The 23478-nt window shown below is 53.7% G+C and carries 17 protein-coding genes; 7 read left to right on the top strand and 10 right to left on the bottom strand.

Annotated features, from left to right (window positions below; genetic code table 11):
* Positions 1-38: 38 nt before the first annotated feature.
* Complete coding sequence (locus tag DUE52_RS20095) at positions 39-566, bottom strand: YMGG-like glycine zipper-containing protein (RefSeq protein WP_114407838.1); 528 nt, start codon at positions 564-566, stop codon at positions 39-41.
* A gap of 188 nt (positions 567-754) precedes the next feature.
* Here DUE52_RS20095 and DUE52_RS20090 point away from each other — a divergent pair, with 188 nt between their 5' ends.
* Positions 755-1186 carry a VOC family protein gene (locus DUE52_RS20090; RefSeq protein WP_114407837.1) on the top strand — a complete coding sequence of 144 codons (432 nt, stop codon included), beginning with the start codon at positions 755-757 and terminating at the stop codon, positions 1184-1186.
* A gap of 86 nt (positions 1187-1272) precedes the next feature.
* Here DUE52_RS20090 and DUE52_RS20085 read toward each other — a convergent pair whose 3' ends face one another.
* The 9 genes from DUE52_RS20085 to DUE52_RS20045 all read right to left on the bottom strand — a co-directional run bounded on the left by DUE52_RS20085 (position 1273) and on the right by DUE52_RS20045 (position 11688).
* Complete coding sequence (locus tag DUE52_RS20085; protein WP_114407836.1) at positions 1273-2508, bottom strand: multidrug effflux MFS transporter; 1236 nt, start codon at positions 2506-2508, stop codon at positions 1273-1275.
* Positions 2509-2625: 117 nt separating this feature from the next.
* Complete coding sequence (locus DUE52_RS20080) at positions 2626-3630, bottom strand: porin family protein (RefSeq protein ID WP_114407835.1); 1005 nt, start codon at positions 3628-3630, stop codon at positions 2626-2628.
* Between the two features lie 251 nt (positions 3631-3881).
* Positions 3882-4562 carry an SGNH/GDSL hydrolase family protein gene (locus DUE52_RS20075; RefSeq protein ID WP_114407834.1) on the bottom strand — a complete coding sequence of 227 codons (681 nt, stop codon included), beginning with the start codon at positions 4560-4562 and terminating at the stop codon, positions 3882-3884.
* Between the two features lie 163 nt (positions 4563-4725).
* A complete protein-coding gene (locus DUE52_RS20070; protein ID WP_229312239.1) occupies positions 4726-5166 on the bottom strand; it encodes a response regulator in 441 nt (146 codons plus the stop codon).
* Positions 5167-5322: 156 nt separating this feature from the next.
* The gene (locus DUE52_RS20065) at positions 5323-5952 is read right to left on the bottom strand and encodes a response regulator (RefSeq protein ID WP_114407833.1); all 630 of its coding nucleotides are present in this window, start codon (positions 5950-5952) and stop codon (positions 5323-5325) included.
* A gap of 45 nt (positions 5953-5997) precedes the next feature.
* Positions 5998-7920 (bottom strand): polysaccharide biosynthesis protein, encoded by a 1923-nt coding sequence (locus tag DUE52_RS20060; RefSeq protein ID WP_114407832.1) that lies wholly within the window; start codon positions 7918-7920, stop codon positions 5998-6000.
* Positions 7921-8082: 162 nt separating this feature from the next.
* Positions 8083-9309, bottom strand: a complete 1227-nt coding sequence (locus DUE52_RS20055; protein ID WP_114407831.1) for an ice-binding family protein — start codon at positions 9307-9309, stop codon at positions 8083-8085.
* Positions 9310-9406: 97 nt separating this feature from the next.
* Complete coding sequence (locus DUE52_RS20050; protein WP_229312238.1) at positions 9407-9925, bottom strand: helix-turn-helix domain-containing protein; 519 nt, start codon at positions 9923-9925, stop codon at positions 9407-9409.
* Positions 9926-10194: 269 nt separating this feature from the next.
* Positions 10195-11688 carry an arabinose isomerase gene (locus DUE52_RS20045; RefSeq protein ID WP_114407830.1) on the bottom strand — a complete coding sequence of 498 codons (1494 nt, stop codon included), beginning with the start codon at positions 11686-11688 and terminating at the stop codon, positions 10195-10197.
* Between the two features lie 204 nt (positions 11689-11892).
* Here DUE52_RS20045 and DUE52_RS20040 point away from each other — a divergent pair, with 204 nt between their 5' ends.
* From DUE52_RS20040 to DUE52_RS20015, 6 genes are all read left to right on the top strand, one after another.
* Positions 11893-12618 (top strand): RNA polymerase sigma-70 factor, encoded by a 726-nt coding sequence (locus DUE52_RS20040; RefSeq protein WP_114407829.1) that lies wholly within the window; start codon positions 11893-11895, stop codon positions 12616-12618.
* A 69-nt stretch (positions 12619-12687) separates the two neighbouring features.
* On the top strand, positions 12688-13692 hold the full coding sequence (locus DUE52_RS20035; protein ID WP_114407828.1) for a FecR family protein: 1005 nt from the start codon (positions 12688-12690) through the stop codon (positions 13690-13692).
* Positions 13693-13747: 55 nt separating this feature from the next.
* Complete coding sequence (locus tag DUE52_RS20030; RefSeq protein WP_114407827.1) at positions 13748-17197, top strand: SusC/RagA family TonB-linked outer membrane protein; 3450 nt, start codon at positions 13748-13750, stop codon at positions 17195-17197.
* Between the two features lie 21 nt (positions 17198-17218).
* Entirely contained in the window at positions 17219-18865 is a 1647-nt protein-coding gene (locus DUE52_RS20025; protein ID WP_114407826.1) for a RagB/SusD family nutrient uptake outer membrane protein, read from the top strand.
* Between the two features lie 16 nt (positions 18866-18881).
* Positions 18882-21923: a PVC-type heme-binding CxxCH protein gene (locus DUE52_RS20020; RefSeq protein WP_229312237.1), complete on the top strand. Its 3042-nt coding sequence runs from the start codon at positions 18882-18884 to the stop codon at positions 21921-21923.
* A gap of 245 nt (positions 21924-22168) precedes the next feature.
* The gene (locus DUE52_RS20015; RefSeq protein ID WP_222930300.1) at positions 22169-23440 is read left to right on the top strand and encodes a neutral/alkaline non-lysosomal ceramidase N-terminal domain-containing protein; all 1272 of its coding nucleotides are present in this window, start codon (positions 22169-22171) and stop codon (positions 23438-23440) included.
* Positions 23441-23478 lie beyond the last annotated feature (38 nt).

The following is a 23478-nucleotide window of genomic DNA, read 5'->3' as shown; positions in this document are numbered from 1 at the left end:
TGCGATTTTAGGGTGTGATGAACCTATATGGAATGAGGTTACCAGCTTTTCTGGCGGTATTCGGTCGCTCCATAGGGTGCTGCCTGATCCCCGTAATACGGATTGGGCAGGTAGCCCTGGTTCAGGATATACAAGGCCGGATTGCTCTCGGTTTCCGGGACAGACACCGGCTGAACGGCACTGAAGGCCGGTTTTGTAGTCGACACGGCAGGTTTGGCGGCCACGGCGGTGCGCTTTGTAATGGAAGGAGCCGCTCCTGTGCTGGTGGCCAGCGGCCGTTCTGCCGCCCGGCGACCGGCTTCCTGCCAGGCTGCTTTCTTGCGTTTGTTGTCGATGTGTTTCCCGACGGCATACCCGGCAGCACCGCCCACGACCCCACCGACGACCCCACCCACCACGCGGTTCCGTTTATGGATGATGGCACCGGCGGCCGCTCCGGTTCCGGCCCCAATGGCGGTTCCTTTGGCCTGAGGGCTCCAGCTTTTCAGAATTTGAGCCTCCATCGAATGACCCGCCAGCAGTGCCACCAGCAGGATCAGGATAAAACTATTATGATTCGTTTTCATAGCGTTCTACGTTAAGTTGAATGCCCTATAGACACGCTTATGTCACAATAGTTTAAAAAACGGTAACATTAAAGAAATGTTCGACGCGCAAAAAGTCGCAATCGACCCGCACAATGTCGCAGTCATACACCCCGGAAAACCGGGTTCGGCGGTACCTTTGTCAGGTAAACTTTAAACCACAAATACACATGGCCACGAAAATTTTTGTAAACCTGCCCGTTAAAGACCTGAACAAATCCGTCGCGTTTTTTACCCAATTGGGCTATCGCTTCAACCCCCAGTTTACGGACGAAAATGCCACCTGTATGATCATCAGCGAGGACATTTTTGTCATGCTGCTAGTGGAGCCCTTCTTCCAGTCATTCACAAAAAAAGCGATTGCCGATTCGACCAAAACCACCGAATCGATCATCTGCCTTTCTGCCGAAAGCCGGGAGGCTGTTGATGAACTGGTTAGCAAGGCGGTGGCAGCCGGTGGAAAAACGCCGAATGAAAAACAGGATCAGGGCTTTATGTACGGACACGGTTTTGAGGACCTGGACGGACACCTCTGGGAAGTGATGTGGATGGACCCCAGCGCCGTCGAACAGGAACAACCAGCGGCCGAAGCCAGCAACTAAGCACTGAAAGACTTCAGTTTGTAACGCATAAAAAAACCGTAACGAGGCTCGCTACGGTTTTTTTATGCGTTTGGTAAAACCATATCTTACAAAGCCACTTCCGAAAGTGATTCTTCAAAACCGGCTTTCTTCGCCCGGTAATGAATCACCCGTTGTCCTGTCACAAAAATAGCCAGACCACTCACCACGCAGATCATCATCGTACCCACCATCGGAATGGCGGTGTGGTTGTGGAAAACACTGACGACTGCGGAAACCAACGCACCAAAGCCCATCCGGAAGCTGCCCATCAGAGCAGCCGCGCTACCCGCATGACGGGAGAAGGGAGAAAGCGAAAGTGCTGAGGCATTGGGGCCGGTCAATCCCTGACCCGCGAGAAACAAAAACAGCATGGCGATCAAACCGTAAGGGCCAAACCAGCCCGCCCAGGTTCCCCAAACCATCAGCAAGCCGACCATGGATTGGTAGGTCAACGTGGCATAAATGATCTGCTCGCTCCGAAACCGCTTCAACAGAATGTGATTCAATTGCGTTGGCGCAATCATGCTGATGGCTAAAAAGGCAAACATCCAGCCGTATTGCTGCTCACTGATCCGGTAGATGTTCATAAACACATCGGGTGAACCGGAAATATAGGCGAAAGGAGCCGACGTGGCAATCCCGCCCACCAGCGTGTAAGTCAAAAACTGTGGATGTTTTGCCACCGTCAAAAAGCTACTCAAAACCGCTTTGGGCCGGAGCGACAACGAGGGATCGGCTTGTTTACCGTCGGGCAAAACGAAATAAATAGCCACCAGAATGAGCGCGGTTATGCCCGCCAGAATCAGGAATATCGAATGCCAGCCCAGGGCCACCGTGGCATAACCGCCTACCGTGGGTGCAATCATCGGCGAAATGGCCAGTACCAGTGTCAGCAGCGAAAAAACCTGGGCAATCTTTGAAACCGGAAACAAATCGCGCACCAGTGCCTGAGCCGCCACCAACCCGACACAGCCCCCGACGGCCTGCAAAAGCCGCATCAAAATTAGGGTTTCGATCGACGTCGTTTGCGCACAGCCAATCGAGGCCAGTAGATACAGCACCAGCCCCGCATACAACGGGCGTTTCCGGCCATAGCGATCCAACAGCGGTCCATACAGGAGTTGCCCCACCGAAATACCGATCAGGTAAGCGGTCAGTGAAAGCTGCACCTGTTCGATGGTGGTGTTGAGGCTTTTCGCAATGGCCGGAAATCCCGGCAGATACATGTCGATGGAAAATGGACTGATCGTAGTGAGCGTTCCTAAAATCAGGATCACAATAAAATGCTGTCGGCGCGTCATGAACTGCGGAAGAGGTTCTTACAAAGGTACGCTCAACAGCCGCCGATTGTTCCCGATATTGCATTTTTTTTAGAAAATCACCCCAAAATGTCTTCTATTCTGTATACTTCCTGTGTCTTAGAACTTAAACCCAAGGCTGGCACTGACCATCCGAAGCTTGGCATTCTCGGCCTTATACACGTCTTTGATGCCATGATGGTAGGACACATCGAGGGTAACCGGCCCCAGATCGAAGCCGACACCACCCAGTAGATTGACGACGGTTTTGTTGTAATCGTCGTCGGTCAGGTTGAAATCATTTTTATCGGCATTCAGTAAATACGACAATTCGGCCCCCGCCTGAATCCGGATTCCCGTCCGCTTGGTCTGGGTCATGGCCGGCCGAAACCCGATCTGGAGCGGAATCTGAACGTAGTGGGTGTTGATGGTACTGCTGATGTCGTTCAGCGAAGTCCCTTTATCGTCCTTGCTGTAGAGTTTCGACGAAACGCCCACGTATTCAACACCCAATTGCCCAAACAGCCGTCCTCCTCCGCGAACGTAAACGCCGAGTTGGTAGCCCACCCGGGCTTTGGATTCCAGGCTATCCTGATCCGTCGAATACTTCGAAAAGTTGGGTCCGGCGTAAATACCAATCGAAACGTTGTCGCGTTTGAGCGCTTTTCCCGGTTTCGACAGGCGGTTTGGCGAAGCGACTGTTGTAGCCCCTTTCAATTGCCCAAGATCCGTTTGAATGCTGTCGATTTTGGTGTTCTGCGCTTCGATCATCCTGCGCAAGGCCCGAATTTCATCCGGGTTCGATGCCGAGTTCGCTGTCGGAAAAACCGCAGAACCTGTTGTTACCTGCCCGTTGCGGGGCAGGCTGACAGACGATTGTGATTCATAGACGGGCGGTTCAACAGAAAGTGATGCCGTCGATCCGGAAACGGGCGCCGGGATCGAATATGCATTGTTCAGGCGCTTTTCCGTTACCCGTTTTTCGTAAATGACAGACTCGGTACGTTCGATCACCGGCGCTTCGGTCCGCAGGTCGGTTTTTTCGGATGAAACTGTCGGCTGTTGCGCCCACGAAGGAGCTTGAGTGGCAAATGCAAGGGTGGCTACAAAGAGAATCCGATTCATCGGTCTTGGTCGTGAAAGTGAGAAATCATTTTCCTATTGGAAGGATTTCGGATCAAAAAGTCACTTTCAGGAATAGAGGACGGTTTTTTGAATCAATTTTATTTGATAAATTATTGAAATAGTCAAATTTAATAAACAAAAAACCATACTAAAAACAGACCCATTTGCCGGTCTTCCTGCAATGGAACCACTCACAAGCGGTGTCGTCCCTGTATCTAAATGTACGAACTCGCTTGCGACACTGGAAGAATTTATGGATTGGTCAGGACGTTCAGGCTCTGGAAAATTCGCTCGGCCACTTTCTGATTTCCCTTTTCATTGAGGTGTAAAGGGTCGAACCGCAACGATCTTGGCACCACATCATCCGTATGATCGACGATATCGAGGTAGCTCGACCGGTCATACTGCGACAGCAAATACGCATGAATATTGACGTAATGGTCGCCGTAGATGGTGTATAATTCCCCATTCAGTTTCATGATGGCGTCGTGACCTGCCCCAAAAACGTCCTCATTCTGGCCGAAACTGCCGTTCACGATGCTCAACACCAGATACCGGTCGTGCCCTAATGCTTTCACCATCGACGCGATGTCGGCTTTGATTTGTTCGGGTTCCAGGTAATTGTTACGACCTGCCCAGATGATTGTATTGTACGAATGTTTGTCGGTTGCAGCCAGCATTCGCTTGGCAATCTGGTAGCTTTTTTCCCCGGATATGCCCTCATTGACAAACGTATACTGCGGAGCCAGTTTCTGCAGTTCGATCAGGTACGAGCTGCCGTTGCTACCCTCCGTCATGCTATCGCCCCAGCCCACAATGACATTCGAGCCTTTGTCTTTGGGCGATAACCCATCAAAAAGAGTACAACCTAAAACCGTGTAAACGACTAAAAAGAAGCTCAGCCGGGAAAAAATGCGAAACAGAATGGCCATAGAATGCGGAAACCAATGCTGGAAAAAAACGAGATTCAGGAACCGCCCCCTGTCGAACCCCAACCGACTTCATCGGCTGCGACGTGGTGATTTCGGTCGAATACTAAACGGCTGATTCAATCCCGAAATTGTATTGTTCTTCTAATTGACAAAAACGAAGGGGTTACAGCGTGCTGTTGGGATGCAGACAGTTTTGCCAGTAGACAACGAGAAGTTTCATTTGCTGCTGAAAACCGGCGTAATCCGTTGCTTTCTGGAAAAAACCCTGAACTTCCTGTTCATACGCTTCGCGGATAATGTCGGGGTTGGCTGCGGTCGTTAAATACACAAACGGAATGGATTTCTGGCGCAGGGTCTCGTTCTGGTTGATCCGTCGGCGCAGTTCCAGTCCGTTCATGATCGGCATATTGATGTCACACAAAATCAGGAATGGCTGTTCATCGGTGGCTTCCAGATATTGCAAAGCCAGTTGGCCGTTGGGAAAAAACCGGATTTCGTTGGGAATGTCCAACTGCTTTACAATTTGCCCCAGCAAAAACTGGTCGTCTTCATCATCCTCGATAGAAATGATGGGGCCTTTCAATGACAGGTTACGTTGAGCCATACGGGGTCAGTTACATACGGTTGTTTACAAATATACATCAACATTTGTACGAATATTGTAAACAGGACCGACCAACTGCCGGAAGAACCGCCCTCCGACTCCCGGATACGGCGGGTATTTTTCCAAAACCGGCGTTGAAACGCCCGGGAGCCTTTATTAGATCAAACGATATAATTCGGCCAAATCTTTGAGCATGATGACATTATCGACCCGGAGTTTGTCATAAATCCGGGCTTTATGGGTTCCAACCGTGGAGGTGTGAATATTTAAATAATCGGCAATGGTGCTCACCGATGTTCCCTTGAACAAATGCTGGGCAATTTCAAACTCCCGGTTCGACAGCAATTGGAAGGGATCCAGTTCATCCGCCTGGTGCCGGTCTTCCTGCGTCTGATCCAGCAACGAGGAATCCATGTATTTTCGGCCCGCCAGAATACTCCGCACCGCCGTCAGGATTTCCGGGTCGCCCGCTTCTTTGCTCAAATACCCCTTCACCCCCATTTGCAGATACCGCTTCAGAAAAGCATATTTGGTAACGGTTGTGAAGAGAAGAATGGGCAACTCAGGCACCATCTTGCGAAGATTTTCCAGAAAACTGAACGTATCCGTGTTCGGCAGGTTGAGTTCCATGATCACCAGATCATAGTCGGTGTCCATGATTTTCCGGAAAGCCACTCCACCGTTCTGGGCTTCGTCAATCTGGATCGTGCCGTAGTAGTCTTTCAACAGCAGACGGATGCCCGAGCGCACAATAGAATGGCCATCGACAACTACTAATTTATGCATGATTCGGTTGGTGTTTGTTCCGGATCGACCGCCCAAGGGCCGGTCTCAATAATCCAGCGTGCTGAATTCGGAATTGTTACTGATAAATTCCGGAATGATTCGTTTGATGCTGCTCACCAAAGCCCGGTCATTGCCTGCGGTGAGCTGGTGACGGAGTTGTTCCAGACAAAACCGGATTTCCTCCACGTGCAGGGCTGCCACCCGGGCAATCATAATTTTGGGATGATGGGTGGGCAGTGTGCGTTCGTTCGTATGCAGCAGTTCTTCATACAGTTTCTCGCCGGGTCGCAGCCCGGTAAAAACAACCTTGATGTCCTGCCCGCCCGGCTCGCGCGACAGCCGGATCATCTTCCGGGCCAGATCCACAATCCGGACCGGCTCACCCATATCGAAGACAAAGACCTCTCCACCCTGCCCCATCGCCCCGGCTTCGAGCACCAGTTGACAGGATTCCGGGATGGTCATGAAATACCGCCGAACCTCCGGATGGGTTACCGTCACCGGGCCTCCCGCCTGAATCTGCTGCCGGAAAACCGTCACCACCGAGCCGTTGGAACCCAGCACGTTGCCAAACCGGGTGATCATAAACCGGGTCCGGCGCAGCAACGGGTCCGAGTGGTTCAGACTCTGGACATACAACTCGGCCAGCCGCTTGGTGGCTCCCATAACGTTGGTCGGATTGACAGCTTTGTCGGTCGAGATCATCACAAACCGCTGCACCCCGTATTCCAGTGCCAGATCGGCCATGACCTGCGTGCCGAGCACATTGACCCGAACAGCCTCGAATGGATGTTCCTCCATCAGCGGAACATGTTTGTAGGCTGCGGCATGAAAAACCAGCGTCGGCCGGGTATCCCGAAACACGTGCTGCATTCGCGTCTGGTTAGACACATCGGCAATTTTGATCACCAGGCGGATTTCGTTCAGGGCGGTTTTAAAGTGCTGGCGGAGTTGAAACTCCAGGTCGAACAAGGCCGATTCAGCCTGATCGACCAGCACAATCGTACGCGGGTGGTGGCTCAGCAACTGACGGACCAGTTCACTTCCGATGGAACCGGCCGCGCCCGTCACCATCACCACCTGGTCATCGAGTTGTGCCCGCAAGGTGTCGTTGAAAAGCTGAATCGGGGCTCTTTCGAGCAGATCTTCAATGCGAATGTCGCGGATTTGCAGCGTATCGAGCCGACCGTCCATCCACTGCCGGACACCCGGAACGGTTTTGAGCGGAATGTCGTATTGCAGAAAAAAGTCGGTGATCTGCGCCCGTTGGTGGGGCGTACCGGATTCCATCGCCAGAATAACCTGGGGCAGCACGGTTTGGCCTTTGATAAAGCGCCGGTAAGCCTGCTGACGCGACAGAACCTCGACGCCTTCCAGGACTTTACCCCGTTTGGCGGGATCGTCATCCACAAAGGCCAGCATCTGATACCAGTGATCGGGGTCCTGCTCCAGGGCTTTGCGGGTGAGTAATCCGGTTTGACCAGCCCCATAAATCAAAACGGGCTGGCGACGACCGCCCCCCACCAGGAGCAGATGCCAATAGAGTGCCTTCGCACCAAACCGGCTGGCGGCCAACATAACCAGACAGCAGCAATAGTCGATGAGCAGAATGGAAACCGGTATGTAGAGCGGCCACAGCCCACTTCCCAAAGCCAGCAGGCCCGAAACCAGCGCCGTCAGCGCCGTACTCATCGTAACCGCCAGACCCAGCAGGCGCAGGTCTTCCAGGCTGGTGTGACGGATAATGCCCCGGTAAGACCCCACCAGGACGAAGCAGATTAACCGGCAGAGGGTGGTGATCAGCAAACCGGCCAGCAGATTATCCCCGTTCATGGCGCTGAAATCAAAATTAAACCGCAGACCATACGCAAGGGCAAAGGCAATACCGGCAATGATCGTATCGGTCAGCAGAATCAGGTAGCTGGACAGAAAACGGTTGGTATGCGTTCGGAGGTAGTTCTCGATCATTCGTGATACGCAGTATAAGGGAGCCAAAAAGTTGGAATGACCGCACAAAGCCATGCCAGGGTGAACCGAAATCACCGTTAAATTGCTCCGAAATGGACTATTGAGAATCGAAGGCCGGGCCGGAATAAATATTATTAACCAGCCAATGCGGTAAACAACCGGTTACTCCACAATAAAGCGGTGCTGGCGTGTCTGCCCCCGTTCCTGCACCTTGAGGATGTAGGCACCGGACGACAGCCCTGTCGATTTCAGCAGCAGATTTCCCGACTGAATGCCGGTTTTCTGAAGAGACTGCAAGCGTCCATCGGCACTGTAGAATCCAAGAATGGCGGTTTCGGGCTCGTCCAGCCGCAGCACAAACCGTTCTCCGCGTGCCACCGGGTTGGGATATACGCCGTAGGCATCATCCCGCAACACCACCGAAACCGCCCGGTATACCGTCGATCGGCCGTTCAGATCGGTCTGCGTCAGGCGGTAATAACTGGTGCCTGAATAGGGCGTCTGGTCGGTCAGCCGGTAGGTTTTTAAGGTTGTGCTATTCACCGAAACATCACCTACTTCACCCACTTTATCGAACCGTTGCAGATCCTTGCTTCGTTCAATCAAAAAGCCTTTGTTGTTGATTTCCTGCGACGTCGTCAGGGCCAATTCGACCGTGCGATTGGCTTGTGGTTTCGCCGTAAAGCTGACCAAAGTCACCGGCAACGGGGCGGCTGTAGGAACGATAACCGTGCTGGCGTTGATCGTGATGGCTCCCGCGGTTGAAAGGGCCCTTCCTTCCAGCGTAGTCGTATTCAGCACAATGGCATCCAGGGCAACGATGGTTCCTCTAAACGTCGAGCCGGTTCCCAGGGTGGCGGCTCCGTTGATTTGAAAAAAAACGTTTTCAACCGTGGCCCCGTTTGTCAGCACAATGCTTGAACTCGTAGCTGTTGTTAAGGCACTGTTTAATTTAATGATAAAAACACCGGTGCCACTTAAGGTGAGCGTTCCATTCAGGGTGGTGGGCGATGCGGAAGTCTGGCAGGAAACACCCGGACTCAGCGTCTGCCCCCCCAGTTCAACACCGATAGCCGTCGGATTACAGGGAGCTGCCAGTAAAGTACTGTAAGCCAATGCAACATCCGTCGCGGCCTGAATCGATTCCGGACTCCCGGCGGTGCGCGTGTTGCCCGTCACGGTGGCCGTTTCAAAACCGCTGATGGATCCGACATTGGTTCCGATGTCGCCCGTAATCTGGGAGGCTCCGTCGTTCAGAAGCGCCCCATTGGCAGTAAATAAAGCAAACGTAGAGGTGGTGCCCAGGGGAGGTGCGCTCTGTCCGAACCCGATGAACGGTAAGGCAAACAAGGTACTGTAGGCCAGGCAACTAAGTAGTTTTCGTTTCATAGTCATTGAGTGATCAGGCTGGTTTTATTTTATAGTGCTAAGATGGGTCTTTAATAACCCGCATATGTTACACAATTCCCCAGAAAGGTTACATCATTCACACATTCTCAAGGGCCGTACGTCCCTGGTGTTTGAGTTGCCTGTAATACGAAGGTGTTATGCCGGTTACCTTTTTGAACTGGTTGGACAAATGGGCCACACTGCTGTAGTTTAATTTGTAGGAGATTTGCGTCAGATTGAGCTCATCATACCGCAGTAATTCTTTTGCCCGTTCAATCTTGTGGGCAATGATGTATTTTTCAATCGTCGTACCTTCCGCTTCCGAAAACAGATTGGCGAGGTAGGTATAATCATACTGCAGTTTCGAACTGATGTAGTCCGAATTCTTCATTTTAGGAAGCTCGTCGGTGTAGTGTACCAGCTCAACGATGACGTTTTTCACTTTTTCGATCAGGACACCTTTTTTGTCGTCAATCAGTTCAAGCCCCGCTTCCAGTAAACCGGTTCGCAACTGCTCCAGTTGTCCGGCAGAAATGATTCCCTGAACGTCCACTTCACCGAGATCGATCACCTCGCATGTCAGGCCGATTTTATCAAAAATTGCCTGTACAATCATTTTGCAACGAACACTTACCATATACCGGATAAAGACTTTCACCTTGTTTTTGCTGAACAGCGTATGAAGAAAACTCACTGAGAAAAAAGGGGCCGGGTCACCAGTGTGGTGAATAAGAGAAGAAGCAGAAGGGAAAAAAAGAGGGAATCTTTACTAAACGGTCCTTGGTCTTGTATATGCAAAAATCGATCCAGAAATATCAGTTTATCAGACAAATAAGATTGAATGATCGGGTTGGTCAAGACTCGGGCTGGTCAGGATTTGCAAAGCTAGCACACCAGAATCACCTCCACATTCAGCAACGCCCCCAGTTTCGCCAGTTTGGAGGCAATATGCCCCACTCCCACTGCGCAATGGTGCGCCGGGCCGTGGCTGTTCCAGGTCTGTACGAAGTTCCGGGCACCCGGCGAAAACCGGTAGCGGCTGTTGGTATTGCCAATTTGAAGAATCGGCCCCGGCACGGATTCGCCTTCGGCTACGAGCAAACTGATTTTCCCATTCCCGTTTTCCACCACCGACAGCAGCGTTACCGGCCCGTTTTTCACCGACATTTCCACCGAAAGTCCCCGACCCACTTTTCCATGATATACATAGAGCGGGCGAACTTTGGTTTTGCCCTCGGCAATGCGGATGTGGCCGGGACCATCATGGCCCATCAACACCACATCGTCGGCAAAATCCATCGCGTAATATTCCGTAAACGAACCGCCAACGCCGAAGCTGTCCATGATTTTCATGGCCTGGGCATTCTTGACTTCGTATTCACCCGCCACCGGAATGCCGCGCGCCGTCAGCAGTGAATTGCCCAGAATCACCGAACTCATCGTATCTTCATTCGCCGGATTACCAGACCCTTTGTGGTAATACGCCAGCGAACCCAAACCGTGGATTTCCACGAGCTGATCCAGCGCGATAGAGGTGCGGGCAGCCCGGTCCAGTTCTTCGGACAGGCAATCGGCCTGAACGTCGAAGGTTTCAGCAAAAACCGCTGTCCGTTCCTTCACCTGTTCTGCTGACACGGTTTCACGCAAAGCCGACAGTTCATCGACTTCCACGATTTTCATGTGGCCGCCGAAGGTTGCGTTTTGCAGCGTCAGATCGGAATAAATGTCGAGCATGCCGCTGTAATAATTGCCCATCAAACCCAGGCAGTTATGCGCCATGATGTGGGCCACCCGCCCGGCTTCGATCCATTCATCGATTTCCTGCCAGCCCTCGGGGTCGTTTTCAAGCATCCCGGTAACCTGATGAAACGGAATACCGGCCCGCCGGAACACATTGGCAATTTCGGGAACGGGGCAGGCCGAACAATAGGCCAGCCATTCGCCGGTCATTCGGGTTCGGTCGTTCAACTGATTGAACCATTCGTAATTGATGGCCGGTTCGGGTGCCAGGTTGAGGACGATCACCGGCACTTTGGCCCGCTGTACCACCGGCAAAACCGTCGCCGACAGGGCATACGTTGTAACGTAAATGAACAACAGATCGATGTCGGCCTGCCGGAACTGGTGACCGGCCACCAGGGCTTTTTCCGGCGAATCGACCAGGCCGAGATTGACCACTTCAACACCCGGGCGACTGAACCGCGACTCTACGCGCTGCAGGTAGCCTTTCAACCGGGCTTCCAGCCCGTCGAATTGCGCCCAGTAGGTATCCAGACCAATACCGAATAAACCGACTTTAAACGGAAACAACGGGGTGTTCAACGTGGATACGGTTCTTTCAACGGATTGGCCGGTTTCGATTCCCTGATTCGTTTTCATAGACCATTTATAATTGACGTACTGGCTCATTTTCTAAAATAGTATTGGCAAGTAAACAGTCAATCGATACTTTTTTCAAACTATTTTTCAAATCTGCCAAATAAATACAAAATTACGGTAAGTGTTTTTCCCGCACTCAATCGTCTCCCTGTATCGAAGCAGTGATTTCGCCTTTCTGACTAGTATTTTCACCATTTATCGAACATGGGAGAGGTTAGACGTTTAGTGCCGGACCCGAATGGCAAACCGGGAAACCCATTTTCACTCGGGGAGCGTCCACTCGGGGAGTATCCACTCGGGGAGCGTCCGCTCAGTGATCATCCCCCGTCCCATTTTCAACGACCGGCGGTGGCCCTGGATGCCGAACGGCTGATTCAGAAGGCGTTTGAACAGAACCCGGATTCGGGCATCGCGCTGCTGTTTCAACACTATTACCAGTCGCTGTGCAGCCACGTCGTCCGGTTTGTATCGTCCAAAGAAATTGCCGAAGACATTGTTTCGGACATTTTCTATGAGTTCCACGTCGGCCGGATTTACCTCACCATTACCACCTCCTACCGCGCCTTCCTGTTTACCGCCGTTCGTAACCGGGCGTTCGACTACGTCCGGGCCGAGATGAAACGCAGCACCTCCCTCGACCAGGCCGAGCGGGTTTCGTTTCCCATCGAGCAGCAACCCGACTCCGTTACACAGTTCGAGGAACTGTATCATGACGTGGAAAAAGCCATCGATGCCATGCCGTTGAAACAGCGGCAGGTCTACGTCATGCACCGGTTTGAAGGCCGAAAATACGCCGAGATTGCGCAGGAACTCAACCTGTCACTCCGAACCGTCGAAGTCCACATGTACCGGGCTATCCGCCACGTCCGGGCTTTCCTGAAAGACAAATGGCTGATTTTGCTCCTCAGCTTCTGCCAGTATCCGCAATAAAACCACAACAACTTCCTGAAATGGGTTTTTGGCGTGGCGGTTTTTGCCAGCCCTAAACCGGTCTGACTTATGAAAACACAGGTAACGAAAGAACTCTTGTTCAACTACTTCGCGGGTCGCACTACGGCTTTCCAGAAGCAATTGATCGACGAATGGGCCAAAAATACAGACAACCGGGAACAGTTTTTCCACTGGCTCGAAATCTGGGAAAGCCAGAATCCGCAGTATGTGGCCGATGTCCAGACCGCCCTCGACCGGCACCAGATGCGGATGGCTCAGGACCCGCAAGAAGACGAACCGGCTGGTATCGATCGGCCCATTCCAGTGACCCAACAGCCCTGGTTTCGGTGGGTTGCTGCTGCTTCAGTGGCTTTGCTGGTCGGAAGTGGCTGGGTGTTTCGCGACGATCTCATGAACGAAAAATATACCACAACCTACGGCGAAACCCGGCAACTGACACTGGCCGATGGCAGTGAAGTGACCTTGAATGCCAACTCGACGCTGAAGGTCCCCCGGTTTGGATTTGGTTATCAGACGCGGGATGTGGCCCTGTCGGGTGAGGCCACGTTTTCGGTCACCCATACGACAGACGATCAGCGGTTTGTGGTCAAGACAAACCGCAACTTCGAGGTCGTCGTTCTCGGTACTGAATTTTCGGTGTACAATCGGGAGCGGGGCGGCAAAGTGGTTTTGAACAAAGGGAAAGTGCAGCTCCGGTACCAGGAGGGCCAGTCGCCCCGGCAACTGATGATGAAACCCGGCGATCTGGTGACCCTGAACCGGCGCGATGGGCAGGTCCAACTCCGGAAACTGAGTCAGCCAGAAAACGCATCGGCCTGGCGCGAAAACCGCTTTGTGTTTGAAGAAACGACACTCGAAGAAATCACCCATCTGTTCAAGGAAAACTACGGCCTGGTGCTGGAAATCACCGATCCCAAACTGGCTAAATGGACCGTTTCCGGCTCATTTACAGCCCGCAACGCCGAAGAACTCCTGGAGTCACTGATGGAAGGGTCGGCCCTGACCTACAAACGTACCGGCAACCACATTGTCATTCCGAATCCTGCGCATTAACCCACCGTACTTCTTCTCATTTCTGCTTACTAACCCATTCTTCTTATTTACCTCCATGAAAAAAAGAATACCACCACTGCTGATTCTGCTGCTGGGTGTTATCCAGCCGGGTTTTGCCCAAATGCTCGCGAAGGCCCAGACCTCAGCCCGCCAGCCGCTGTCCGTGAGGCCCGAAAACCGCCAGTTGAAAGAAACCCTGCGGGAACTGAAAAACCATTATAAAGTAGATATTCTGTTTTTCGACCGGATTGTGGAGGGCTATGTCGTTTCGTCGGACGCCATTCACTGGGACGACCGGCTGGAAACCAACCTGGAGACGGTGTTAAAACCGTTTGGATTAAGCTATAAAAAATCGAAAAATGGGGGCTACGTGATCACCGCCAAAGAACCGCAGCGGAGGTCGGACATCAATCCGAGTCGATTTCCCGAAGCCCCCTTTGCCCGCCAAACCGAAAGCCGACCGACCACCGAAGCAGCAGCGCTAGAGGTTCCGGCGGCCCGGGTGGTGGAAAAACCGGTCGTCGCCGACATCACCATTCAGGGCCGGGTGAGGGATGCCGGAAAAGGTGAAGACCTACCCGGTGTGAGCATTGTCCTGAAAGGATCGACGCGCGGAACCACCACCGACGGAACCGGCACCTACAAGCTGGCCATTCCCGGCCCGGAAGCGGTTTTGGTCTTTAGTTTTGTGGGCTACGAACCGCAGGAAGTGCTGGTCGGTGGCCGTACCGAAATCAACGTCAGCCTGAAACCGGACATCAAAGCGTTGAGCGAAGTCGTCGTGGTGGGCTACGGGGTTCAGAAGAAAACCTCGGTGACGGCGGCTGTTTCGGCCATGAAAGGAGAAGAAATTGCCTCCGTTCCCGTCACCAACCTGAGCAACAGCCTGGGTGGCCGGTTGCCGGGCGTCATCGTCAAACAGGCTTCCGGCGAACCCGGCCGCGACGGTTCCAACATTTACATTCGCGGAATTTCCTCCACGGGCAACAACCAGCCGCTGCTGATCGTAGACAATATCCCCCGCAGTTTTCAGCAGCTCGATCCCAACACCATTGAAACGTTTACGATTCTGAAAGATGCCGCAGCCGTGGCACCCTACGGAGTGGCCGGGGCCAATGGCGTCGTTCTGGTGACGACCAAGCGTGGAAAAACCGGCACGCCGTCGCTGACGTATAATGCCTATGTCGGCTTTCAGAATCCGACCGTCATGCCCGATTATTTGTACGGCTACGATTTTGCCAGCCTGAAAAACGCAGCCGCCAAATACGCCGGGTTACCAGAACCGTATTCGGCGGAAGCGTTACAGAAATTCAGGGACGGTTCCGACAACGATTCGTACCCGGCGGATAATTACGTCAAGGAAATTGTCAACCGCAACGCCGTCATCACCACCCACAACATCGAATTGTCGGGCGGTGCCGAGCGGATTAAATACTACGCCAGCCTGGGGTATCAGTACCAGGCCGGGATGTGGCCGTCGACCAACAACAAACGGTATAACCTGGCCATCAACCTGGATGCGCAGGCCACCAAAACCACCAAAATTTCTTTTAATCTGAACGGAAGGGTACAGAAATCCCAATATCCTTCCATCGGAACACCGCGTCTTTTTGAACTGATCGCCTATTCCCACCTGCAAAACGGTCCCCTGTTTTTCAGCAACGGCATGAACGGCACCTACGTCACCGGCAGCATTTACAACAGCGGCTACCAGAAAACCAACACGACGGCTTTGTATTCGCAACTGTCTGTCGAACAGGAGATTCTGTTCATTCCGGGGCTGGTGGCCAAAGGCACGATTGCCTACGATCCGACCATGATTCTGGATAAAATCTGGACGACCCCGGTTCACCTGGCCACGATCAATACGGCAACGAAAGTGATCACCGACGGCATTTTCGGTCAGGCCAAATCGTCATTGAACCAGACCTACAACCAGACCCAGCAGTTGACCTACCAGGCCAGCCTGAATTACGTGCGGTCATTTGGCAAAAGCACCGTGGGCGCCCTGGCGGTTTTTGAAGCCAAAGCCAATGACGCGATGCTGTTGGGTGCCACGCGCCGGAACTACAACCTGAGCATCGACGAACTCGACATGGGCAGTTCGAGCCAGGCCGATATGACGACCACCGGAACCTCCAACTACGGCCGGCAAATGGGTCTGGTTTACCGGGTTACGTATGATTACGCCGACAAATACCTCTTCGAAGCCAGCGGTCGCTACGACGGCAGCTATTACTTTGCCCCCGAAAACCGCTACGGTTTTTTCCCGGCCTTCTCGCTCGGCTGGCGCTTGTCGGAAGAGAATTTCATCAAGGACAATGTGCGCTGGATCGACAACCTGAAACTGCGGGGATCGTATGGCGAAGTGGGCGCGCTGGCCGGGAGTGCCTTTCAGTACATGAGTACCTACAGCGTAGTGGGTCCGGCCTATGTGCTTGGTGGCAACGCCGTTCAGGCCCTCCGCGAACGCAACGAACCGAATCCGAACATCACCTGGGAACGCGCGAAAAAGACCGACATCGGTTTGGAAGCCACGTTATGGAAAGGCCTGTTGAACCTGGAAATGGATTATTTCTACGAAAAACGCTCCAACATGCTGGTCAACCCCGACGTCATTGTGCCGTCCGAATACGGAATCGGACTGAGCCAGGTGAATGCCGGGATCATGCAAAACCAGGGCATCGACCTGTCCATTGGCTCGGCACACCGGTTTGCATCCGGCCTGCGCGTTTCGCTGAACGGCAATTTTACGTACGCCAAAAACAAGCTGTTACAGGTGTTTGAAGCGGGGGCAACCTATAACAACCTCAACCGCCGGTTGACCGGAAAACCGCTCGGAACACAGTTTGGCTTTCAATCACTCGGTTTGTTTCAGGTGGCCGATTTTGACGAAGCCGGGAATCTGAAAACCGGTATTGCCACCCAACCCTGGGGCAAGGTGCAACCCGGCGACATCCGGTATCAGGACATGAACAACGACGGCAAAATCAACGACGACGACCTCACCCGAATTGGTGACGCCGTAGCCACGCCCCGAATCATTTATGGCCTTGCGCCGAACATTCAGTACAAAGGCTTTACGCTCGACCTGCTGTTTCAGGGCGCGGCCAAAACCAACTTCTATTATTCGGGCAGTGCGGCCTGGGCATTCAGCAACGGCATGGGTGCGGTTCGGGAGACGCTGGACTACTGGACGCCGGAAAATCCGGATGCCACCTATCCACGCATCACCAACGCCCCGACGACCAACAACACACAGGTATCGTCGTTCTGGATCGGCGATGCCAGCTACCTCCGGTTGAAAAGTGCCACCCTGTCGTATTCGATTCCATCGGTGATCACGCAGAAAATAAAAATCCAGAATGCGCGGGTCTACGTGTCCGGACAAAACATCCTGACGTGGACGAAACTGCGGAATTTTGACCCGGAAATTACGCAGGCCAATGCCTGGAGTTATCCGCAGCAGAAAGTAATTTCAGTTGGCTTGAATGTAACGTTTTAATCCTGAAAACAAACACCCGCGATGAACCTGTCTAGGCTTATAAAGTTGAATGGCAAAGTAGCTTTGCTGTTCCTGATCCTGGGAGTTTTCTCCTGCAAAGATTTTCTGGAAGTGGCCCCCAAAGACCAGATATCAGACAGTATCGTCTGGACAGATGCCGCCACGGCCGACCTGTTTCTGAACAACGTGTATTCGGGCATTCCGGGTCCGTTCAACGGCTTCGATCCGTGGGAAAATTTTACGGACAATGCCATGAACGGCGTCAACGGGCTGCCCAGCCGGGTGTTATACTCGCCGTCGGTGTATACGGCCAGCAACGCCCCCAACTGGTGGGGGCAGTACGCTAACATCCGCCGGGCCAATTTATTCATCGAAAAAGTAACGGCGTCGGCCTTTCCGGATACCTGGAAGAAACCAAAAATTGCAGAAGCCCGGTTTTTACGCGCCTACTACTATCAATTACTGTGGACAGCCCACGGCGGGGTTCCGATCATCACCAGTTCACTGAACCAGAACACGCAGGGCGACGCCATTTTCCGGGCGCGCAACACCGACGAGGAAACTTACAAATTCATTGTGGACGAGTGTGCCGCCATTGTCGATGACCTGCCGCTCAAGGCCGAAGCGGGTCGGGTTTCCAAAGCGACGGCGCTGACCCTCAAAGGCTGGTGCGAGCTGTTCTGGGCCAGCCCGTTGAAAAATACCGCCAACGACAAAACCCGCTGGGCATTGGCGGCCGCTACCAACAAGCGTGTCATCGATCTGGGTTCGCACAGCCTGTTTTCCAATTACGAAACGCAATTTTACGAGGACAACAACAACAATGTGGAAGTGCTTTTTGCCAAGCAATACCTCGGCGGAACGGCCCTGGGCAGCGGCAAAGAAGGCCTTTGGGGCCCCTGGATGGTCGGCGGGGTTCAAAAAGCCTACGGTGGCGTCGATCCGACGCAGGAACTCGTGGACGAATACGCGATGGCCAACGGTTTACCGATTTCGGATCCGGCTTCGGGCTACGATCCTCAGAACCCGTATGTGAACCGGGAAAAGCGGTTTTATCAGTCCATTGTCTACGACGGATCGATCTGGGTGGGTGCCGAAATGGTGATGAAACAGGGCGTCGGTAGTCGGAATGCGACGGATTTGAGTAATACCAATGAAGCGACCAATACCGGCTATTATTTGCGGAAAGGACTGAATCCGAAATACACCGTCAACGGCAACCATTTGTTGAACAGCGGCAGTTTCATTATTTACCGCTATGCGGAGGTGCTGCTGAGTTATGCCGAAGCGCAGAACGAAGCCGTTGGGCCGGATGCGTCGGTGTATGCCGCCATCAACCAGGTGCGGACGCGGTCGGAATTACCGAACCTGAAAACCGGCTTGACGCAGGCCGAGATGCGGGTGGCCATCATGCGGGAACGCCGGGTGGAACTGGCGTTTGAAGAACGGCGGTGGTTCGATCTGATGCGGTTGAAGCTGGCCGAAAAGAACCTGAACGGAACGTTACACGCCATGAAAATTGAGCTGGTAGGCGGCAAACCGGTGTACACGGTCATTCCCGCACCGGAAGGCGGCAAAACGTTTTTTGCCAATAAAAACTATTTGCTGCCGATCCCGCAATCGGCGTTGAACCAGAATACGAAGCTGACCCAAAACCCGAATTACTGACCCAATGGTAATTTCATTGACTACAATACAGCAGTACCTTTTTTACAGTCTGATCGCTGCCAGCCTGGTGATGGTGCCGGGTTGTCAGAAGTCGTCTACCTCTTCGGGAACCTCTCCCGAAGAGGCTTTGAAAACGTTCGAACTCGAACCCGGTTTTCAGATCGAACTGGTGGCCAGCGAACCGCTGGTGGCCGATCCGGTTGCGATGGAAATTGACGAGGACGGGCGATTTTACGTCGTGGAAATGCACGGTTATCCACTCGACAAAACCGGTACCGGAAAAATCAAACTGCTCACCGATTCAGATGGCGACGGGCGCATGGACAAGAGTACGGTTTTTGCCGAGAATCTTGTGCTGCCCACCGGCATCATGCGCTGGAAAAAAGGCGTGCTGGTGACTGATGCACCGAATGTCTACTACCTGGAAGATACCGATGGCGATGGCAAATCCGACGTCCGCGACACGGTCCTGACCGGTTTTGCCCTTTCTAACCCACAACACAACGTCAACGCGCCCTTGCTGGGTCTCGACAACTGGATTTACCTCGCCCACGAATCGGCGGTGACGGCGCAGGTGTACAAGGAAGAATTTGGCGACCGCGGGAGTGATGTATTCTTTCCCAAAAAGCCCGACGGCATCCGTCTGCCCGACAACGCCAGTGGCCGCAGCGTCCGGTTTCGGCCCGACCGCTACGAACTGGAACCGGTGGCCGGCAATACGCAGTTTGGTCATACCTTCGACGCCTGGGGAAACCGCCTGCTGGTGAGCAACGCCAATCACGCCTTCCACGAAGTCATCACGACGCCGTATCTGAAGCGCAATCCGGATTTGCTGGTTTCCAACGTCACCCAGTCGATTTCGGACCACGGGAATGCCGCCGAAGTATTTCCGATCACCAAAAATCCGCAGATGCAGTTGCTCACGGATATTGGCGTGATCACGTCGGCCTGTGGCATAACGGCGTATCTGGGCGGGGCGTTTCCGGCCCTGTACGACAGCGTGACGTTTGTGGCCGAACCCGTGAGCAACTTGGTACATTTCGATAAAATTCATGGAAAAGGAGCCAGTTTTACGGCCAGCCGGGTCCATACCGGCAAAGAATTTCTGGCTTCGACGGACGCCTGGTTTCGACCCGTCAATATGTACGTCGGACCCGATGGCGCGCTGTATGTCATTGATTATTACCGGCAAATTGTCGAACACCCCGAATGGATGGCCGAAGACGTTATCAAATCCGGGGCCTTATACAACGGAACAGATCAGGGCCGCATCTACCGCATCACGCCCAAAGGAACTCAACCCGCCGTCCTGAACAAAGACCTGCTGGGGAAGGCGTCCAATGCGCAGTTGATCGAAAAACTGGCCGACCGCAATAGCTGGTGGCGCCGAAATGCCCAGCGACTTTTGCTGGATCGCGCGACGCCCCAGGATGTAGCCGGATTGGAAGTTATGGCCAAAAATCCGTCGTCGCCCCTGGGTCGTCTGCACGCCCTCTGGACGCTCGAAGGGCTGAACAAACTTCGCCCGGAATTGATTACGGCGGCTTTGAAAGACCCGGTTCCGGGTGTCCGAACCAACGCGATCAAACTGGCGGAAGCGCATCTAAAAACCGCCCCGGCGCTCATTCCGGCGTTGCTGGCGATGCCGTCCGACAGCGATCCGAAAGTGCGGTTTCAGTTGCTTTGCACCCTCGGTTTTGTTGAATCCCCCGAAGCGGCCAGCGTGCGGCAGAAACTGTTGTTCACCGACATCGACGACCAATGGGTTCAGATCGCGGCCCTTTCCGCGCCCGCGTCGCAAAAAGGCGATTTGCTCAATGCGGTTTTGACGCGTTACAAGCCCGACCAACCGGCGTATGGTTCGCTGGTCGAGCGGCTCAGTGCCATGACCGGGGCGAGTCAGCCTCCGAAAACGATTCATTCGCTTCTGGAGAAAGCACTCGTTCCGGTTTCGGCGGAAAAAGAAACGTGGCAGCCCTCCATCATCAAAGGCGTCGCCCAGGGCGTAAAACGGCGAAACTCGACGCTCGACTCGAATTTTCTGGCAGAACAACAACTGCTGATCCAGTCTTTTTTCAATCACTCCTCCCCTTCCGTTCGCTCAGCCTGCCTTCAGTTTTTGCAGGTAACCGGCCTGCCGGACGACGCCCAGACAATGGCAGCTTTTCAACAGGCGGTTCAGACGGCGGCTGATCCGAAACAGTCGGAAGAGAAGCGGTCGGAAGCCCTCGGTTTTCTGGCCCTGCGCGACGCCACGCCCCAGATTCCGCTCCTGAAAAAAATGATTGCGCCCAATGAGCCCCTTTCGGTGCAGGTGGCCGCATTGAAAACCCTGAGTTCGATCCCCGATGCCACGGTTAGTGACTACGTGTTGCAAAAGTGGCCGGTCATGACGCCCGACATCCGCGAACCGGCCATCGCTACGTTTTTCAGCGGCCCGGACCCGGTACGACAATCCCGGATCAAGCTGCTGCTGGATGCCGTCGAAAAAGGAACCATCGACCAGAACAGCATCGGCTGGCCCCGCAGCGTGGGTTTGATGGCAAACTCAAACGTCGAATCGCGAAACCGGGCGCGGGTGCTGCTCACCAAACGCGACAAACAGCGGGATGAGGTCATTAAACAATACCAGACTTCGCTGGAATTACCGGCTGATGCGGACAAAGGCGCGCTGGTTTTCCAACAGAATTGCGCCTTGTGTCACCAGATTGGCAGCACGGGTGGGATTGCGTTCGGCCCCGATCTGGCGACCATCCGAAACCGGCGACCAGCGTCCATTCTGGGCGATATTCTGAACCCGAACCTGTCCATCGCCGACGGCTATGACCTCTGGACCATCACGCTGAAAAACGGCGAAACCCAGCAGGGATTGATCTCGACCGAAACGCCAACGGCCCTTACGCTGCGCAACCAGGGCGGCCAGGAAACCACCATTGCCCGGCAGGACATCGAAACGCTGAAAGCCATGAACATGTCGGCGATGACCGCCGGTTTGGAAAAGCAGATCAACCCGCAGCAAATGGCGGATTTACTGGCGTATATCCGGAAGGCGAAATAGAAAAGATAGCCCCTAAATCCCGAAACGTCGGCCCGGCCTAAAGGGGACTTGGACTCGGCTGATCCGGATTTGAAAAGTCCCCTTTAGGCCGGGCCGACGTTTCGGGATTTAGGGGCAAAAGCGGTAACTCTAACTCGACTCAAAACCATACTAACCCCTTAACCATGCTTTTTTTTCAAAACCATATACCAACTTTTAAACGCCGGACCGGCCTTTGGGCGGTAGCTGTTTTATTGCTTTTTTCGATGAGGAGTCAGGCCATCAACCCCAAAGCCCCCGGTTTTCGGGCGGCTGTGGTCAAGGTGGACGTGACGCCGGAAGGCCACCAGATGCTGCTGGGTTACGGTGCCCGTAGGTCGACCGGGGTTCTGGATCGGATTTACCACCGGATCACCGTACTGGACGACGGCAAAACGCAGTTTGTGCTCGTATCCTCAGATTTTGCCGTGGTTTCACCCTCCGAATACGACAAGGTAGCTGCTAAGTTGAAGAGTCAGTTGGGCATCGATCCGGTCAACTTCTGGTGGACCTTAACCCACACGCATTCGGCGCCTGAAGTGGGCCCTCCCGGTTTACCGGCTCTCTTTATGGGCGAACGGTATCAGCATAAATTCGATTCGGACTACACCGATGTGGTCGAAAAGAAACTCATCGACGGCGTCGCCGAAGCCCGGAAGAACCTCGAACCGGCCCGGTTGGGCGTGGGTTGGGGCATGGCGCAGGCCAACATCAACCGGCGGGCCAAGGGCGTCGACGGCAAAGCATTTCTGGGCATGGACCCGGATGGACCGGTTGATCGCCGGATCGGGATGATTCGAATCGATAAAGCGGACGGCACCCCGATGGCGCTAATTTCCAACTACGCGATTCACGGAACAGTGATGGGGGGCGAAAACCTGCTCATCAGCGGGGATGCGCCGGGCGTGGTGGCCCAGTATGTGGAAGAAAAACTGGGCATTCCGTTGCTGTTCATCAACGGAGCCGCTGGTAATATTGCCCCGATCTATAGCCAGTATGCGAACCACAAAATCGGCCGGCTCCACCAGTTCAAGACCCTACTGGGTGACAAAATCATTGCCGCCAACCAGTCGATCAAGGCGACCACGGCGGAGGTCAGTCTGAAAACCGCCAGCCTGATTGTCGAAACACCCCGGAAACCGGAACTCGGCTGGGTCGATGATTTGAAAGACTACACCCGCACCACCAAAGCCGGGGTGAACATGGTCAAACTGCCCGTCCGGTTTTTGCAAATCAACGACGACATCGCCATCTGGAGCGCCCCGCTTGAGTTGTTCTGTGAAATTTCCAACGAGGTGCGCGACCGGTCGCCTTTCCCCTACACCTTCTATTTTGGCTACGGAAACGGCTGGCTGGGGTATTTGCTGACGGCCGAAGAAATCACGCACGGGGGGTATGAGATAACGGTTTCGCCCTACACGCCCGCTGCCGCTAAAGATCTGACCGAATCCGTGGTCAATTATTTGCAGTCACACCCCGCCATCGTTAAAAAACCGTGACCGGGGTTTTTCTTACTTTTGCATTTCAGACTATATTC

Source organism: Larkinella punicea, assembly GCF_003334855.1.
GTDB lineage: Bacteria > Bacteroidota > Bacteroidia > Cytophagales > Spirosomataceae > Larkinella > Larkinella punicea.
The sequence above is the reverse complement of the archived record's forward strand: the minus strand, read 5'-3'. Positions and strand labels throughout refer to the sequence as shown.